Source organism: Shewanella carassii, from assembly GCF_019670705.1.
Classification (GTDB): Bacteria; Pseudomonadota; Gammaproteobacteria; order Enterobacterales; family Shewanellaceae; genus Shewanella; species Shewanella carassii.
Genome location: NZ_AP024618.1, coordinates 344295 through 361090 on the forward strand (window position 1 = coordinate 344295; position 16796 = coordinate 361090).

At 51.6% G+C, this 16796-nt stretch carries 15 protein-coding genes and 1 pseudogene; 5 read left to right on the forward strand and 11 right to left on the reverse strand.

Going from position 1 to position 16796, the window contains the following annotated elements:
- Positions 1-81 precede the first annotated feature (81 nt).
- The 3 genes from prpC to K5621_RS01645 all read right to left on the reverse strand — a co-directional run bounded on the left by prpC (position 82) and on the right by K5621_RS01645 (position 2999).
- On the reverse strand, positions 82-1206 hold the full coding sequence (gene prpC / locus K5621_RS01635) for a bifunctional 2-methylcitrate synthase/citrate synthase (RefSeq protein ID WP_025889866.1): 1125 nt from the start codon (positions 1204-1206) through the stop codon (positions 82-84).
- Positions 1207-1385: 179 nt separating this feature from the next.
- A complete protein-coding gene (gene prpB / locus K5621_RS01640) occupies positions 1386-2261 on the reverse strand; it encodes a methylisocitrate lyase (protein ID WP_071476421.1) in 876 nt (291 codons plus the stop codon).
- A 12-nt stretch (positions 2262-2273) separates the two neighbouring features.
- Positions 2274-2999 carry a GntR family transcriptional regulator gene (locus tag K5621_RS01645; RefSeq protein ID WP_221050257.1) on the reverse strand — a complete coding sequence of 242 codons (726 nt, stop codon included), beginning with the start codon at positions 2997-2999 and terminating at the stop codon, positions 2274-2276.
- Positions 3000-3415: 416 nt separating this feature from the next.
- Here K5621_RS01645 and K5621_RS01650 point away from each other — a divergent pair, with 416 nt between their 5' ends.
- Entirely contained in the window at positions 3416-3913 is a 498-nt protein-coding gene (locus K5621_RS01650) for a 2-thiouracil desulfurase family protein (protein ID WP_221050258.1), read from the forward strand.
- A gap of 73 nt (positions 3914-3986) precedes the next feature.
- On the opposite strand, the gene K5621_RS01655 is transcribed toward K5621_RS01650, so the two are convergent.
- From K5621_RS01655 to K5621_RS01680, 6 genes are all read right to left on the reverse strand, one after another.
- Positions 3987-4925: an acyltransferase gene (locus K5621_RS01655; protein ID WP_221050259.1), complete on the reverse strand. Its 939-nt coding sequence runs from the start codon at positions 4923-4925 to the stop codon at positions 3987-3989.
- Positions 4925-5821, reverse strand: coding sequence for an acyltransferase (locus K5621_RS01660; protein WP_229672029.1), 897 nt, complete (start codon positions 5819-5821; stop codon positions 4925-4927). The genes K5621_RS01655 and K5621_RS01660 overlap by 1 nt, the downstream gene beginning before the upstream one ends.
- Before the next feature lie 534 nt (positions 5822-6355).
- Positions 6356-7138: a class I SAM-dependent methyltransferase gene (locus K5621_RS01665; RefSeq protein ID WP_221050260.1), complete on the reverse strand. Its 783-nt coding sequence runs from the start codon at positions 7136-7138 to the stop codon at positions 6356-6358.
- 23 nt (positions 7139-7161) lie between these two features.
- Positions 7162-7881 carry an SAM-dependent methyltransferase gene (locus K5621_RS01670; RefSeq protein WP_221050261.1) on the reverse strand — a complete coding sequence of 240 codons (720 nt, stop codon included), beginning with the start codon at positions 7879-7881 and terminating at the stop codon, positions 7162-7164.
- A 10-nt stretch (positions 7882-7891) separates the two neighbouring features.
- Positions 7892-8149 carry a YjhX family toxin gene (locus K5621_RS01675; protein WP_221050262.1) on the reverse strand — a complete coding sequence of 86 codons (258 nt, stop codon included), beginning with the start codon at positions 8147-8149 and terminating at the stop codon, positions 7892-7894.
- Between the two features lie 264 nt (positions 8150-8413).
- Entirely contained in the window at positions 8414-9190 is a 777-nt protein-coding gene (locus K5621_RS01680) for an AraC family transcriptional regulator (protein WP_221050263.1), read from the reverse strand.
- Between the two features lie 144 nt (positions 9191-9334).
- On the opposite strand from K5621_RS01680, the gene K5621_RS01685 reads away from it, so the two are divergent.
- A complete protein-coding gene (locus K5621_RS01685) occupies positions 9335-10450 on the forward strand; it encodes a multidrug effflux MFS transporter (protein WP_221050264.1) in 1116 nt (371 codons plus the stop codon).
- 24 nt (positions 10451-10474) lie between these two features.
- Positions 10475-10935, forward strand: a pseudogene (locus K5621_RS01690) (integrase core domain-containing protein); the annotation flags it as partial.
- Between the two features lie 90 nt (positions 10936-11025).
- On the opposite strand, the gene K5621_RS01695 reads toward K5621_RS01690, so the two are convergent.
- Both K5621_RS01695 and K5621_RS01700 read right to left on the reverse strand, forming a co-directional pair.
- Positions 11026-14037 (reverse strand): UvrD-helicase domain-containing protein, encoded by a 3012-nt coding sequence (locus tag K5621_RS01695; protein ID WP_221050265.1) that lies wholly within the window; start codon positions 14035-14037, stop codon positions 11026-11028.
- 233 nt (positions 14038-14270) lie between these two features.
- The gene (locus K5621_RS01700) at positions 14271-15134 is read right to left on the reverse strand and encodes a YicC/YloC family endoribonuclease (protein ID WP_101056442.1); all 864 of its coding nucleotides are present in this window, start codon (positions 15132-15134) and stop codon (positions 14271-14273) included.
- A 180-nt stretch (positions 15135-15314) separates the two neighbouring features.
- Between K5621_RS01700 and rph the strand changes: the two genes are divergently transcribed.
- Together rph and pyrE are read left to right on the forward strand one after the other, a co-directional pair.
- On the forward strand, positions 15315-16028 hold the full coding sequence (gene rph, locus K5621_RS01705) for a ribonuclease PH (protein WP_025010865.1): 714 nt from the start codon (positions 15315-15317) through the stop codon (positions 16026-16028).
- A 105-nt stretch (positions 16029-16133) separates the two neighbouring features.
- On the forward strand, positions 16134-16775 hold the full coding sequence (gene pyrE / locus K5621_RS01710) for an orotate phosphoribosyltransferase (RefSeq protein ID WP_025010866.1): 642 nt from the start codon (positions 16134-16136) through the stop codon (positions 16773-16775).
- Positions 16776-16796: the final 21 nt, after the last annotated feature.

Genomic DNA, 16796 nt, shown 5'->3' on the forward strand with positions numbered 1-16796 from the left:
CTGCAAAAAGAGCCGGGCCCCTGCTTACTTGGGTGCCCGCTCTTGCTCATTCATCTGGCGGCCCTTTGGCCGCCGCCGGGATCAACGCTCGCTGAGAGGCGTCACCTTGCGTGGCTCAACCCCAACATAGTCGGCACTCGGGCGGATAATGCGGTTGTTGGCGCGTTGCTCCATCACGTGCGCGGCCCAGCCGGTGAGGCGGGAGCAAACGAAGATGGGGGTAAACAGCTTGGTGGGGATCCCCATGAAGTGATAGGCACTGGCGTGGAAGAAGTCGGCGTTACAGAAGAGTTTCTTCTCTTCCCACATCAGGGCTTCACAGGCGACAGAAACGCGATAGAGGCGATCATCACCGTATTCTTGCGCCAGCTTTTCCGACCACTCTTTGATGATCACGTTGCGGGGGTCTGACTCACGGTAGATGGCGTGACCAAAGCCCATGATCTTCTCTTTGCGCTCCAGCTTGCCCTTGAGCACTTCGCGGGCATGGTCTTCATCGCGCATATCCTGAATCAGCTCCATCGCCGCCTCGTTGGCGCCGCCGTGCAGAGGACCGCGCAGTGAGCCAATGGCGCCTGTGATGCAGGAATGCATGTCAGACAGGGTAGAGGCGCAAACCCGGGCGGTGAAGGTAGAGGCGTTGAATTCGTGCTCGGCGTAGAGGATCAGTGACACATCCATAACCCGGGCATGCAGGGCCGATGGGGCTTCGCCGTGCAGCAGGTGCAGGAAGTGGGCGCCTATCTGGTCGTCATGGGTTTCTGTGTCTATACGCACGCCGTCATGGCTGTAGCGATACCAGTAACAGATGATGGAAGGAAATGCCGCCAGCAGACGGTCGGCCACTTCACTCTGCTCGGAGAAATCTTTTTCGGTTTCCAGGTTACCCAGCATGGAGCAACCGGTACGCATAACGTCCATAGGATGGGCATCGGCCGGGATCCGCTCCAGCACCTCTTTCAGTGCCTGTGGCAGGCCGCGCATGCCTTTGAGTTTCTGACGATAGGCCGCCAGTTGCGTTTCGGTGGGCAGTTCGCCGTAGAGGATCAGGTAGGCCACTTCCTCGAAGCTGACGTTTTCGGCCAGATCTTTGACGTCATAGCCGCGGTAGGTCAGGCCTGAGCCGGACTTACCGACTGTGCTCAGTGAAGTTTCGCCTGCGCTTTGGCCGCGTAATCCGGCGCCGCTCAGTTTCTTGTCAGTCATAATGCATTCCCTCTTCCGTTACACTCTTGTCAATTTGTTGGCCAGCCATGGCTGGTCTGGTTTGCGGTTGCCTTTTTCAGCGCTCTGGGGCGCTGTGTAGGGTGGCAACCCCGGGTGTTTCATGGGCAAACCCTGTAACCGGCGCGTCTGCGCCGGTCAATCATCCCTGGATTCAGCCGTTACTTTTGGCTGAACAGCTCATCGAGCTTGGTTTCGTAGTGGTGGTAGCCGAGGAACTTATACAGATCTTCACGGGTTTGCATGGCATCGACCACATTGCGTTGGTGACCGTCGGCCATCAGTGCCTGCATCACTTTCAGGGCGGCCAGGTTGGCGGCGCGGAAGGTGCTCAATGGGTAGAGCACCATGTCGGCTCCGGCTTCGGCCAGTTGCTCCTTGTTGAACAGCTCTGTTTTGCCGAATTCGGTCATGTTGGCCAGGATCGGGGCGTTGACGGCCGCCTTGAATCGACGGTACTGATCCAGCTCGGTCAGCGCCTCGGCAAAGATCATGTCGGCACCCGCCTCGATATAGGCCTGGGCACGTTCGATACCAGCATCCAGCCCTTCCACGGCAACCGCGTCTGTGCGGGCCATGATGACGAAGTTCTCATCTGTGCGGGCATCCACGGCAGCCTTGATACGGTCGACCATCTCTTCGGTGCTGACCACGGCCTTGTTGGGTCTGTGACCACAGCGCTTCTGTGACACCTGATCTTCCATATGCACAGCGGCGACACCGGCCTTTTCAAATTCCTTGATGGTGCGGGCAATGTTGAAGGCGCCGCCCCAGCCAGTGTCTATGTCGACCAGCAGCGGCAGTTCGGTGGCCGATGTGATCCGGCCGGCATCGATCAGCACATCGTTCATTGAGGTCATGCCGAGATCCGGCAGGCCGTAAGAGGCGTTGGCGACACCGGCACCGGAAAGGTACAGGGCCTGAACACCGGATTGCTCGGCCATCAGGGCGAAATAGGCATTGGTGGTTCCCACGATTTGAAGTGGCTTGGCCTTGGCCAGAGCCTGGCGGAATCTGAGTCCTGCGCTGCGAGTCATCTGTTTGCTTCCTTATATTGAGTCCAGGGCGGCATGCTCCGCCTGAAGCTGTTTGAGTCTGAGTTCGGTATTGCGCCGTCCCTGTTCGATATGACGGCGCATCAGCAAGCCGGCCAGTTCGGCATCGCGCTGGGCTATGGCTTCGACTATGCGTCTGTGCTCGGCGATGGCTTTGACCGGGCGGTTCTTATTGGTGCATTGATAGCGATACATTCTCAGTAGGTGATATAAGCCGCCGATCAGGGTTTCTTGCAGGTGCTTGTTACCGCTGGCGCGGATGATCTGGTAGTGAAAGTCCACATCACCCTCTTCCTGAAAATAGGTGTCGCCTTCTGCCAGCGCCGCTTCCTGACGGGCCAGCAGTTGCCACAACTGGTCGAGCTGCTCATCGGTTATCCGTTTGGCGGCCAGTTCACAGGCCATGGCTTCCAGCGTGCTGCGCAGTTCGTAGAGGTCGTTGAGCTCGGCCACTGTCATATCTGCAACTCTGGCGCCCACATGGGGGATGCGTACTACCAAGCGCTGACGTTCGAGGAGTTGCAAGGCCTCACGGGTTGGACCTCGGCTGATACCGTACTTGAGTGCCAGTGCCTGCTCGTTGATCTTGCTGCCGGGAGCCAGTTCACCCTTGATGATGCTGGTCTGAATTTGCACCAGGATCTGATCCACCAGGGTACTGTTCTTCTCCGGAGTGGTTTTATCGACGCTGTTTTTGTCCAACACAGTTACCTGAGTCACTGGTTAAGTTCTGCTCAATTATTAACAATGGCTCGACATTAGATGTGATCTGGGTCATTGTCAACAATGTCTTTACCTAGACGTAAGTCTAATATTTTAGTGTTTTTGGTATTTAAACCCTTATCTAACATTATCTTAGGTATCCTTTTTAAACTTGCTGTTAGCATGGGTTTACACTTGCTATTGCAACTATTGTCGACAATCTTGTTTTAAACAGTTTTCTTGAGGGGCGACTGATAGAATGCTCTTTGTCAGCGGCAGGCAAGGAAAAGAGCGAAGCTTGTTATCCGTCGCGGTGTCCCAGACCCTGGGCCGTTAAACCGAGAACATGAGTCATTGCCAATCAGGCGAGGCGGTTACCCTAAGAGAGTCGTCCGAGTGATGAGAGCGGCGAGAACGGCAAGAATGAAAAAAGTATGAGCGCAGAAATCATCAGCACAGCAAAACCGAATCGGATATTGATAAGCGCCTGTTTATTGGGGCAAGAGGTGCGCTATGACGGTGGCCATAACTTGCTCAATGATGCCAGAGTGCAGCTATGGCAGGCCCAAGGACGGCTGGTGCCTTTCTGTCCCGAGTGCGCCGGCGGCCTGCCGACACCCAGAGCACCGGCCGAACAGATACAGGGACGAGTGCTGACCTGTGACGGTGAGGATGTGACCGAGGCCTTTAAGCGAGGCGCCGAGCTGGCACTGGCCCAGGCGCAGCAACAGCAAGTGGTTGTAGCCATTCTCAAGGCCCGCAGTCCTTCCTGTGGCAAAGGCAAGATTTACGATGGTAGTTTCTCCCGCCAACTCATAGAGGGCGACGGCGTGACCGCCGCCTTGCTGATGCGCCATGGCATTCAAGTGTTCAGCGAGTTTGAGTTGGACGCCGCTGAGAAGTATCTGACTGAATGCGATAAAAGTGCTTGAGTCGAAATTACTCAGTTTAAAAACAACAATGCCGGGCTTAGACCCGGCATTGCTTTGTCTTGGATAATCGCTGTCAGTGGCTTTTTTGTGCCAGCTTACGGTAGTCGTCGGCAGGTTGGTATTCGGCCAGTAGTTGATCGATTTGGGCATCCTTTTGTTGCCAGATGTCATTGAGCCAGCGTTGAAACTCGACCCTGTACTCTGGCTCGCTGAAGTAGCGAACAGAATCCACCTGAGGCACGGGCAGAGCCTCGATTCGCACCACGATTTTGTGTACTTTACCCTGCATCACGGCGCCGAGAATATCCTTGGGGGCATCGGGATAAACCACAGTCATATTCAGCAAGGCATCAAATTGCTCGCCCATGGCCGACAGGGTGAAGGCGATGCCACCGGCTTTTGGCCGCAGCAGGTGCTTGTAGGGGGATTTTTGCCTTTGCCGTTTCTCTTCGGTGAAGCGACTGCCTTCCACATAGTTGATGATGGAAGTGGGCAAGTCTTTGAACTTTTCACAGGAGCGCCGGGTTGTTTGCAGATCCTTGCCCCTGAGCTTGGGGTTCTTCTTCAGCTTTTCCGGGCTGGTACGGTTCATAAAGGGCATGTCCAGTGCCCAGCAACCCAGTCCCATGATAGGAACATACAGCAGCTCTTTCTTGAGAAAGAACTTCAGCATGGGGATGTTGTTGCGCAGAATATAGGTCTGCGCAGCAATATCAAAGCCACTGAGGTGGTTGCTGATCAGTAGATACCAACCATCTGGCTTGAGGCTTTCAAGCCCTTGCACATCCCACTCTACCTTGGCTATCAGGTGCAGTATGCCGCCATTACAGCTGGCCCAGGCCCACATGAAACGGTTCATTAACCGGGTCATGGCGATACGGCCACTCTTCCAGGGCAGCAACAATTTGAACAGGCCGCCGATACACACCAGCGAGCCCCAGACGGCGGTGTTGATGATCAACAGGCTCAGGCTGAGAATAAACAGCACAGGCCCGGGCAGGAAGTGCAACATCAGGAGTCCCCTTGAGAATGGTTTGCCTTGGCGGCCAGTTGCTCCAGCACTTCATCCTTGTGCTGCCAAAGGGCGTTTAGCCGTTCTTGGAAGGCTTGTTTGAATTGACGATCATTAACGTAGTCGCCCCGCATCCCCGGGTCTATCTCTTTGACCTCCAAGTGGAGATAAACCTCAGGTAGACGGCCACTGATATAGTCCCAAAAACTGGGGGTTTTACCCGGATAGTAGATGGTGACATCCACCAGTTTATGGATCTGATCGCCCATGGCCGACAACGCAAAGGCCATGCCACCGGCCTTGGGTCTGAGCAGGTGTTTAAACGGTGAGTTTTGCTTCTGGTGCTTGCTGGGCTGAAAGCGGGTACCTTCGACAAAGTTCATCACGCTCACCGGCTTGTGCTTGAACTTGGCACAAGCCTTACGGGTAATTTCAATGTCTTTGCCCCTGAGTTTGGGGTTCTTTTTTAACTCGGCCGTGCTGTAACGGCGCATAAAGGGGAAATCCAGCGCCCACCAGGCCAGCCCCAGTACGGGCACATAAATCAGCTCTTTTTTCAGGAAGAACTTGAGAAAAGGGATCCGCCGATTCAGCAGTCGCTGCAGGATCAAAATATCGACCCAGCTCTGGTGGTTGGCTACCACCATATACCACTCCTGCTCTGACAGCTCTGGAAGCTCATCTATATGCATCTTCAGCGGATGAAACAGCTTTTCGATACCGCCATTGACACTGATCCAGGCGCTGGCGCAGATGTCCAGGAAGTGGCTGCAAGAGCGTTGCAGCGGCTTTATAGGAAGCAGTTTTATCAGGCTGCCCAGCAGAATTGGCAGGCTCCAAAACAGGGTGTTGATAACATAGCCGCTAAAGGCAAGACAACCTCGGATCAAGGACAACTTGGGCTCCCTCAGGATCATAAAAAGAAAAATCGACCGACTATGTTAACCGCAGTCGCCACCAGGCTTCAATCTTAAGCTGGCGTTGACAGGGCGTTAGCGCCTGCTCACTTATGCTTGGAAATGGCTGCCATAGTCGGCATAAAGTGCATAAGTCGCGCCATCTATTTTGCAGACAGTGCCTAAGGTAGTCCGCCAAGCAGCCTGTTTTAGGCTCTTTCTGAGGCTTTATCTGTATGTTGCCTTGTGGCTAAAGCCGCAGCAGGCTCGGTGAAAAGGCTCGGCATTTAAAATTCAGCTGCATTTTTGGTGGTAGCCAGTCGACTGTCAAGCGCAACACTGGTACCGGTAAATGGGACAATCGGCTAAATTCAAACATCGCAAAATCTGCCCATTTACAACATGGTGTTGATGTCATAGATAGATGCCCAAATTTATCTGTTCAGGCATCTTTCTCTTTCAAACATAGCCGTACTATCGGGTTGCGCACGCCATTAGTGTGTAGAGCTTGCCCTCAAAGGTATGGCTGCTGGGCTACACTGCTGTGTCTATCCGCTGAATCTTGTTGAAGCCGCACTCGTTTAACAGCTGCCGATATTCCTCATCTTGCCAAGCCTGCATCCGGCTGCCGAATCGCGTCACCTTGCCGTTTTCTTCAATCACCCAAAACAGTGTGGAACTGGTTTGGAGTGCCTCGTCCCAAGCATGCTCCGTCAGCAGCAGGTGGGGTGCATCGAGAAATAGACCCTGTGAATGCCTTTGCCAGCTTGGCTCTGCCAGTCCCTGTCGTTTGACTTCATCAAAGCTGTGAACTTCCACAAGTAGTTTGCCATTCGGCATCAGCCAGTTTGCACAATCCTTGAGTAAACTCTTGGCATCCGCTGCGCTGAAAACATTCAGCTCACCGAAGGTCATCATGATGAAGTCAAACTTCTTGGTCGGCCGGTAGCTTCTGACATCCAGCAGTTGATAGTCGATATCCAGTCCAGCCGTCTGCGCTTGTTGTTGGGCGTAGGTTATAGAGGCTGGTGAAAAGTCGACGCCGGTGCAGCAAAAACCGCGTTTTGCCAGCAATTGGGTGTAAAAGCCGGTGCCACAACCCAGATCCAGCACTTGTGCGCCAGGAGCCAGCTGGCTGCAGAGCCAATCTACCTGGCGCTCAATCACCGCCAGTTTTCTACTAGCCCAATCGTGCTCCTGGGAGAGGTGGTTTTCCAGCATTCGCAGGCTGAAATCGGCATCATTCCAGGGAATTTTGCTTTCGTTCGGCAACAGCCTTATTGGCAAATGCTGGCTGATTAGCTTATTGATATTCATACATTTCCTTGCTTTTCTAAAGCTTACTTGTGTATGCGGCCTGTCATTTTGGTAAAGTTGAACCACTGGCCGTTTTCGGCGGCCATCATCTCGCGATCTTGCACGGCATAAGGGGTGTCGCATGCCAACCACTCCTGCCATGCCTGGGTGCACTGGCCGCTCTCTTCGCACAGCTCCATCTGTAAAAATGCGCTCTGTTGCCAGAGTTGCATCCACCAGTCGACGGTGAAAAAGTTCATCCCGGGCTGCCACCAGGGAGCCAGCTCAGGGGCAACGCTTTGCTGCAGTGGAAAAGGCTTTTTCAGCCCGGGTACCACTATGGCGACCTGGCCGCCCGGCTTGATGAAAGGGGCTAGGTGGGTGTCAAAAAACGCTGAACTGGCACCAAAGTAGTGGTAGGCATCGATGGACAAGACGGCATCGAAACTGTTTTCTGAGAATGGGGCATGTCCCGGCCGCATCTGGGTTACGTCAAAGTTCACTGCCGTGATCTTGTCTTCCAGGCCAGCGGCCTTGAATCTTGCCTGATTGTCTTCGGCCGCTATCCAAAGATCCATAGCGGTGACTTCGAGGTTGAAGGCTTTCGCCAGATAGATGGAGGTCATGCCTGTGCCACAGGCCAAGTCTAGCACCCGCATACCCGGTTGCAGTTGCAGTGACCGGCAGACTTCTTCGGCCAGCAGCAGGGCGTTGGGGCCCATCATGTTGCTGTTGATATAGTCACGGGAAAATAGTGTATTCATCTTTCTTTCCTCAACGGTTGTCCAGTTGGGCGCGCACATTGTGCAAGCCGACCGTGGTTATGCGATAGGGCTGACCTTTGACAGATTTGATCAGTTTTTTGGCTTTGAGCTTTTTGAAAATGGCGAGGGTACAGTCGCAAAGAACAAGCCCTTCGCGGCTATAACATTCAACGGCTGTGACGCGACCTGAAGTGTCGCGAAAATAACAAATGCGTCCGCCTTTGGCGAGGACGTGCAGGGTACGTTGTTCCTGACGGGATATATTCATACTGGAAAAACTCGATAATCATCATGAGCAAAACGTGCGGGCACTTGTCAGTGTCCACCTTTGATTTACGCGCATTGATAATCAGACCGGCCTTGGAAGGTCAGTTAACTGATTATCTGATGATTACAATCTCCAGCATCAATGCCTCAATGAGAGTTGAAAGTAGCTTTACTGCTCAATTTTTACCACTAAGAATGCTAGATGTAAATCAACCGGTTGGGGAACTGTGATTTTAGGCTGTTTTTTGTGCATTTGACTCTTTTGTCAGTTGATTGGATTGTGAATAAAGCTCAAAGGCGTTTGGCCCGTCTGCTTTTTAAAAAACGCAATGAAGGCGCTGTCGGAAGAAAACGCCAGATTGTGGGCCACTTCGCTGACTGATTTGGCGCCGGATAGGAGTTCAATGGCCTTCAAAAGGCGCCATTGTTGGCGCCATTGCTGATAAGTCATACCGGTTTCAGCCTTGAATAACCGGGTGACTGTCTTGGTGCTGGCGCCGACACTGCTGGCAAGCCTGCGTATATCCGGCGCGAGAAACTCTTCCTTGATAAGCCGCTGGCGGAATCGGCGAAACCTGCGATCCCGTGGCAGTGGCAGCTGAAATGAATGTTTCTTTGCGGCATAAAACTCTTCCCAAAATAACGCACTGCTATTGGCCATATTCTGCTCCGGCGTGTCCCAAGGCCACAGTGCCATTTTGTCTATCAAGGCTTTCAAGAGGGCGTTGACCTCTATCATGCGAAGCTCAGCCGGAGTGTTGAACCTGGCACAATCAAAATACAAAGAGCGATAGGCCACCACATTGGTCATTACCGCGCGGTGCAAAATACCGGGCGGGATCCACACGGCTTTGGTGGGCGGCAAGATGCAGATGGCATTCTCCAATGCAAAGCTCATGCAGCCGTGGGGGGCATAAAGCAGTTGCCCTTTATGGTGTTGGTGCATGCCCGAATCGTGCTGGCCAACATCGGCCGCAATGCCGATAACACTGGCTGGAAAGGTATCCGCATCGAACTCAGTTTCCTGCTCAATAATCGCCATGATGTCCCTATTTTGATGTTTCTTGTCTTTATGTCGTTAATGTGCCGTTTCATCACGAGTATACACTGCGCGCCGACTCGGAAAAGCGCGAATCAAGCCCGGATGCGTGGTTCGCACCTTGCTTGATTGTTATAAGGATAAGAGATGAAAACCAAACCTTCGTTATGGTTGATGCTGGCGCTACTGATGTTTCCGCAAATAGTGGAAACCATTTACAGCCCGGCCCTGGGGGCGATTTCGCAAATATTTGCCGTGTCCTACCCTCAGGCGGCGCAAACCCTATCGATTTATTTTCTGGCTTTCGCTTTTGGCGTGGCTGTGTGGGGCATAGTGGCCGACAGTTGGGGCCGTCGCCAGGCCATGTTGCTGGGACTCTTTATCTATGGCGTCGCAGCCTGGGTGGCCATGTCAACAACCAGCTTCGCCGTGCTGATGGCCGCCAGAGCCTGCAGCGCTTTTGGTATTGCTGTCGGCTCAATCGTCACCCAAACCATGCTGCGTGACGCCTTCAGCGGTGAAGAGTTGGCGAAAGTGTTTAGTGTGATGGGACTTGGGATTGCCATCAGCCCGGTTATCGGCATGTTTTCTGGTGGCCAATTGGTCAAGGTGGGTGGTCATCATGCGGTGTTTTTGGCTTTGTTTATTATGGCCTTGGGTTTATTCGCCTATTGTTTTATCAGGTTGCCGGAAACCCAAACCAGCAGGCAGAGTTTGCAACTGGTCGCCTTGAGTAAACGTATGCTCGGTGACAGGCAAATCTGGCAATCTGCGCTCTTGGTCACTGCCTATAACGTCGCCCTGTTTTCTTACTACCAACTCGGTGGGTTCAACTTTGCCAGGCTTGGGTTCACGCCGGAACAGTTTGGTTACAGCGGCTTAATCCTTGGCCTGGGCTCACTGGTTGGCAGCTACAGCAATAAACGCTTGATCTCCAAGGGAGTCTCTCAAGGCAAGCTCTTGCAAGGCGCCGCTTTACTGCTGCTTCTGGGAGCCATAGGAGTACAACTCTCGCTGAACTCCATCGGGTTTCTGGCGCCTATGCTACTCGTGGTTATGGCATTTGGAATAGCTATCCCAAATGTGCTCAGCATGGCTTTGGTTCAGTACCGACAGCAGGCCGGCAGCGCCGGTGCCCTGTTCGGCTTGATGTACTACTTACTCATCGGCAGCGGCCTGGCTCTGGCAGGCGCGGTGCAGCACTTGGGATGGGTACTGTTAGCCTGCGGCAGTATGGCGCTGCTGGTAAGCCGGGTTTGCTGATGAGCTTGCTGCAGTTGGCCACCACAAGTCGCCTTTGCCAAGTTCTACACCACCAAAACCTCAATCACCTCAGTCTAACTGTTGAACGACAGAGTATTGCCGTTTTCGAAGCCCAGGCGCTGCCGATGCTGCGTATCTTCACTGACCGAGGAACCGAATACTGCGGCAAAGTTGAACAGCACGATTACCAGCTGTATCTGGCCATCAATGACATAGACCACACAAAAACCAAAGCCAGACATCCGCAAACAAACGGTATCTGCGAGTGTTTCCACAAGACCATTCTGAATGAGTTCTATCAGGTCGTGTTCCGCAAAAAGCTGTACGGCACACTGGAGGAACTGCAAAAAGACTTGGACGAATGGTTGGCGCTGTATAACAATGAACGCACCCATCAAGGCAAAATGCGCTGCGGTTGCACACCGATGGCAACATTAATTGATGGAAAACGGATTTGGGCGGAAAAGAATTTAGCCCAAATCTAATCTGACAACGGCACCCCAAAATCGGGTAACTGTCAGATCAGGTCTGAGCTAGTACAATTTAGCCAATAATTTAAATCTTGGTTAGCATTGCTAATGGTCCCTCTTAGATTGCTCCAACAGGCTAATCGCCACTTGTTTATTAATTTTATTACTGCAGCTAGTGGGGATATCTCTTCTGTAGTTGATACAGCCCCAGAACTCACCGTAGGGACCTTTTCTTAATTTCATATCTCCACCACAGACGCTGCAAACAGGTGCAGTGTGGCTACAAGTGTCATTAAGACATACTTTAAAGCCAGTAAAGCGTTTACGTGTCATGGGACTACCACAAAGCTCACAGCCCTCCTCTTTATGATCACATAAGGGAAAGTGTGAGCATGAGAAGAAGGGTTTGAACTTGCCGACTCTTGGTTTAAGCGTACCAGTGGTGCAACGTACACAACTTATCTCTTCAAAGATCTTTTGCACTAGTGAGGTGCTGAACTCCTCTTGCTCAACAGCATAGTTTTCCTTGAGTAGTTCGACTACAAACGGGCTAGCATCTGTCATATCGGCAAGTACATAGGCGCGGTGTTTTGCACGAGTTAAGGCAACGTAAAATAGGCGACGCTCTTCTGCAAACTCAAATGACTCTGCTTTAGGTAAAAATGCATCAAGTATTGGTGGGGTGACTTTCGTTGAGGGGAAGCCATGCTTTCCCGTTTTCATCCCCGTGATCACCACATAATCCGCCTCTTTACCTTTTGAGGCATGAAAAGACTGACACTCAATAGTTAAACTTGGATACTTCCGATTCAGCTGTCTTAGCTCACTCTTATCCGGTAGTTGAAACCAGAAACGAGCGAGCAGGTACACAACAGGCTTGCTCTTTAGTTTATCTTCAGCCTTATTAGCACGCATGTTAATAGCTTTTAAAGCCTGCTCAAGTGCATTAGGGCTTGGTTCATCTTTAGTTGCTGGCTCTTGCTCACCCCGTCGTATCAATGAAACCGTGGGGTAATCGACTTGCGATAGAGAGCGAATATCTTTCTTTAGCTGCACAGGGTTCTTAGTCACAAACTGTGTTGCAACATCACCAATGCTGCTGTTGAACCTGAATGTCTGATCTAAGTACGTTTTAGTAGTTGGACCGAAATAATCTGTAAACTGTGTGGTTAAGTTGACATCTGCACCATTAAAGCGATAAATCGCTTGCCAGTCATCACCAACACAAAATAGAGATGCTTTTGATTTACTGCCAGGTAAGCTTGAATCCCTTAAGGCTTTAACTAACCGCGCTCTGGGCTCTGAGATATCTTGAAACTCATCCACCATAATATAGCGCCATGGACTAATAAATTGCCCATGTTGAAGATAGCCGAGTGCTTTGGCTATCATATCCTCAAAATCTATATCGCCAGAAGCTGACAGGTGTTGTTGGTACCTGCTTAGTATCGGCTCTAGCAGCTCAAATGCTTTACGAGTTTGCTTGGCATCTGCGGCATTATTAAATACCTTCTCTAGCCCGTTGTTATCCAAGCAAGCAGCTTTATACAAGCCAATTAGCTTACTGAAAAGCTTAGCTAACTCGGTAACGCGACCAAGTTCATTAAGGGTTGCGAGTATCGCTTCATCGGGTAGAGGGGACTCTTTGATTTTTAATGCTTGGATGGCGTGTTCGAGCTTTTCAATGAGCAGGCCTTTTCTATGCTGATGGTAAAACAGTTCAAGACAGACTGTTTCATGCTTTTTGTGCAGCTGGCGCTTCCACTCCATTGACTCCAAATATTGCTGGTTATCAATGTAAGGCGCGGTGCTATCATCTTCATCAGTGCCGTAATACTCAATATAGACACAATAGTCAGGTAGGTAGAAGTCAGGCTGATATTGGCGGAAATCAACACTACTTACATCATGCTCATATTTAGCTTCATACTGGTACTCAATGCCATTACTGAATAGCCAATTAGCGATATAAAGCTCGCCGAAGCTTTTTACTCGCTCCCCTTTCAAGGTGCGAATATCGTTATCAATTAAGTACTGGAAATACTCACCCTTTGACTCAAAATCGAAAGGGCTTTTCTCAACATAATAGCATTGGCTAAAGTACTCAAACAGCTGTTTACGATAGGCCTCATTTTCAATCAAAGTTTCAAGGGTGCTCTGTACCCACCTATCTTTGGATTTTTCATCCTCAGCCCAAGGAGACAGACTGGGTGATGCGCCTTCAACTTCAGAAATAATCCTTAAACCTAAGCTATGAAAAGTGCTCGTTTTAATATCATCTGTACCAAGCTTCTCTTTTATCCGTTCATCCATCTCGTCAGCGGCTTTTCTGCCATAGGCGAGCAGCAAAATATCATCGGCTTGTGCTTGACCACTTTTAACTAAGTAGCCAGCACGACCCACCATAACGCTGGTCTTTCCTGTCCCAGCACCCGCTAATAACAAGTTATTGTTATCATCAATGATGCAGGCTCGTCGCTGCTTATCGGTCAGAGGGTTAGATTCAACATGCTCAAAGAAATCGGCAAACTTGATCAGCTGTGCTTGAACATAGTTTTCACGTAACCTTTCTATATCGGTTGGGCTCCAGCAATGCATCAGCTTTAACTTGGTTAGTGCTGCTGTTATATCATTATCCAATTGCATATTTTCAGACCAAGGGAACCAGCGTTTATACTCACGCTTAACTCTGGCCTGTATCATCTCTAAGCGTGATTGGCGCAGGTACTCAGTAGCAAGGGTGCGCTCAACTCGAGCCACCAGCTCACAGATACTTTGCCCATTACCAGCAGCCCACCGTTGTGTCACTTCTTTACTAGATTGATAACGAGCCCAGTAGGTTAAGTAGGGCAATTGATAAACCTCACCGGATACGGTAAAGCTAAGTAGGTAACCCAAAGGACTAAAGTTAAATGTTGGTGGCGAGTCAAGTTGCTGCCACTTAAAACTCACTTCATCACTCGTGTTATTGATTACGGGGTGTTCTGGCGCAAACAAACCTTTACCACGATGAAAAGTAATACCACAGCTAGTGAGTTTTACAGCATCAGGCTTGCCCATATAGAAATGGCCAAACCAACTGTGTTTAATGCTTTGTTCAGATTGCTTTGATGACAATGGATAACCTACTTCTATCGATGGTTGTAGCGACTACCAACTTGGACTTCAAATAATTTACCATTAACCGTTTTGAATTATCTTGTTGTCATCCGATACCTTGCCCACCATCTTGTAAATTAATGGCTTAGGCTGCCCACCATAAATGCTACAACTGTCGAGGACGAGTCTGTGAAAACAAAAAAGCCTCAAAAAAATGAGGCTTAATGCTGTACATTGTGAATGTTAAAACATCACTCCACGTTCTGGATCTGCTCTCTCATCTGCTCAATCAGCACTTTAAGCTCGACTGCGGCGGCGGTGATTTCGCTGCTGATTGACTTGGAGGCCAGGGTGTTGGATTCGCGGTTGAACTCTTGCATCATGAAGTCCAGTCTGCGGCCTTCGCTGCCACCCTTGTTGAGGATCCGGCGGGCTTCGGCCACATGGGCTTCGAGGCGATCCATCTCTTCGGCCACGTCCTGTTTTTGGGCCAGCAATACCATTTCCTGTTCCAGTCTGGCCGGGTCCAGTTCGCCCTGGATTTCGGCCAGGCGGTTGCTGAGTTTTTCCCTTTGCCATTCCATGACCTTGGGCATGTGCTCGCGGACTATGGCGATCTGGGCTTCAACGGCATCCAGGCGGGTCAGCAGCATCTCTTTGATGGCGCTGCCTTCACGGCCGCGGGCTTCGATAAACTGATCGACGGCGCCGTCGAAGGCTTTGAGCAGTTCGGCGGCAATGGCATCCATGTCTTGCTCGGATGAGGACATGACCCCTGGCCAGCGCAGAATATCCACCGGGTTGAGCTCACCCTGGCCGGCTTGCTGTTTTACCCAGTTGGCGGCCTGCAACAGTTGCAGCGCCAAGTCCTGATTCATATTCAGCTGGGTACCTTGTTGATCGCTCAGCTCGTAGCGCAGGTTGACTTCTACCTTACCGCGATTGAGACGCTTGCGCAGTCTGTCTCGCAGCACAGGCTCCAGGCTGCGGAACTGTTCCGGCAGGCGCAGATAGGTTTCCAGATATCTCTGGTTGACTGAGCGGATTTCCCAGGAGGCTGTGCCCCAGTCGGCTTTATGCTCGATACGGGCGTAGGCGGTCATGCTGTGGATCATCAGATATTCCAGTTGCTTGAAGACGGGTGTAGCAGAGGATTATAGACAGCTTGCCTCCGGGGTTAAAGTGAAGTGTATACACTTTGTCGGTTCTATACGGATCCGCCATGGCGTCAAGCGCCGCAAGGCCCTATAATATGCAGCCAATTCAGTCCAGACGACAAAATACAGGAATTCACTATGCGTCCCAGCAACAGAACTCCGGCTCAAACCCGCCCCATTTCAATCACTCGCCAGTTTACCGCCCATGCGGAAGGTTCTGTGCTGGTCGAGTTCGGCGATACCAAAGTACTCTGTACCGCCAGTTTTACCGAAGGGGTGCCGAGATTTCTCAAAGGCCAGGGCCAAGGTTGGGTGACGGCAGAATATGGCATGTTGCCCCGTTCTACCCATAGCCGTATGGATCGCGAAGCGGCCCGGGGCAAGCAGTCTGGTCGTACCCAGGAAATTCAGCGCCTCATCGGCCGAGCTTTGCGCGCTGCTGTGGATATGAAGCTGCTGGGTGAAAACACCATAGTGATCGACTGTGATGTGATTCAGGCCGACGGCGGTACCCGTACCGCAGCCATCACAGGTGCCTGTGTGGCTCTGGTAGATGCACTTAATTGGGCTCGTGCCAAGGGTATTCTCAAGGCCAATCCGCTCAAATTCCTGATCGCCGCCGTGAGCGTGGGGATTTTTGAAGGTGAGCCTATCTGTGACCTGGAATATATCGAAGACAGCGCCGCCGAAACCGATATGAACGTGGTGATGACAGAAACCGGCAAGATCATCGAGATTCAGGGCACCGCTGAAGGCGAGCCGTTCAGCCATGAAGAGTTGCTGAGTCTGCTGGAGCTGGCCAAGCATGGCATTCGTGAGATTATCGATGTGCAGAAGGCTGCATTGAGTTAAGTTTTTTTAAGGACCCCATGAGGGTCCTTTTTTTCGTACTCCAGAGAGTACTTGTTCGTACCCGTGAGCCTTAAGGGCTTACCCATAATCACAAGAGGAGAGATCGTGAAAGCCTATCAGCGCGAGTTTATTGAATTTGCCCTTGAGCGTCAGGTGTTGAGATTCGGTGAGTTTACCCTGAAGTCCGGCCGCAAGAGCCCATACTTCTTCAATGCCGGTCTGTTTAACACTGGCCGGGATCTGGCCCGCCTGGGCCGTTTTTATGCTGCTGCGCTGGTGGATGCCGGTATCGACTACGATCTCCTGTTTGGCCCGGCCTACAAGGGGATCCCCATCGCCACAACCACGGCTGTAGCCTTGGCCGAACACCATGATCTGGATATTCCTTACTGTTTTAACCGCAAAGAGAAGAAAGACCACGGCGAAGGCGGCAACCTGGTTGGCAGCGAGCTCAAGGGTAAGGTGATGTTGGTGGATGATGTGATCACCGCAGGTACCGCTATTCGCGAGTCCATGGAGATCATTCAGGCCAATGGCGCGACTCTGGCCGGGGTATTGATTGCACTCGACCGTCAGGAGAAGGGCAAGGGCGAACTGTCTGCCATTCAGGAAGTGGAGCGCGACTTTGGTTGCCAGATAGTGGCCATCATCAAGCTGGCCGATTTGATTGCCTACTTGGCCGAGAAGCCGGGGATGGAGCAGGAGTTGGCCGCCGTTAGCGCCTATCGTGAACAGTATGGTATTTAATGCCGTCCAGGATAGAATCTC

Excerpts from the sequence above, each read along its gene's own strand:
- prpC (WP_025889866.1), bottom strand. The coding sequence starts at position 1,206 with ATGACTGACAAGAAACTGAGCGGCGCCGGATTACGCGGCCAAAGCGCA.
- prpB (WP_071476421.1), bottom strand. The coding sequence starts at position 2,261 with ATGACTCGCAGCGCAGGACTCAGATTCCGCCAGGCTCTGGCCAAGGCC.
- K5621_RS01650 (WP_221050258.1), top strand. The coding sequence starts at position 3,416 with ATGAGCGCAGAAATCATCAGCACAGCAAAACCGAATCGGATATTGATA.
- K5621_RS01655 (WP_221050259.1), bottom strand. The coding sequence starts at position 4,925 with ATGTTGCACTTCCTGCCCGGGCCTGTGCTGTTTATTCTCAGCCTGAGC.
- K5621_RS01665 (WP_221050260.1), bottom strand. The coding sequence starts at position 7,138 with ATGAATATCAATAAGCTAATCAGCCAGCATTTGCCAATAAGGCTGTTG.
- K5621_RS01670 (WP_221050261.1), bottom strand. The coding sequence starts at position 7,881 with ATGAATACACTATTTTCCCGTGACTATATCAACAGCAACATGATGGGC.
- K5621_RS01675 (WP_221050262.1), bottom strand. The coding sequence starts at position 8,149 with ATGAATATATCCCGTCAGGAACAACGTACCCTGCACGTCCTCGCCAAA.
- K5621_RS01680 (WP_221050263.1), bottom strand. The coding sequence starts at position 9,190 with ATGGCGATTATTGAGCAGGAAACTGAGTTCGATGCGGATACCTTTCCA.
- K5621_RS01685 (WP_221050264.1), top strand. The coding sequence starts at position 9,335 with ATGAAAACCAAACCTTCGTTATGGTTGATGCTGGCGCTACTGATGTTT.
- K5621_RS01700 (WP_101056442.1), bottom strand. The coding sequence starts at position 15,134 with ATGATCCACAGCATGACCGCCTACGCCCGTATCGAGCATAAAGCCGAC.
- rph (WP_025010865.1), top strand. The coding sequence starts at position 15,315 with ATGCGTCCCAGCAACAGAACTCCGGCTCAAACCCGCCCCATTTCAATC.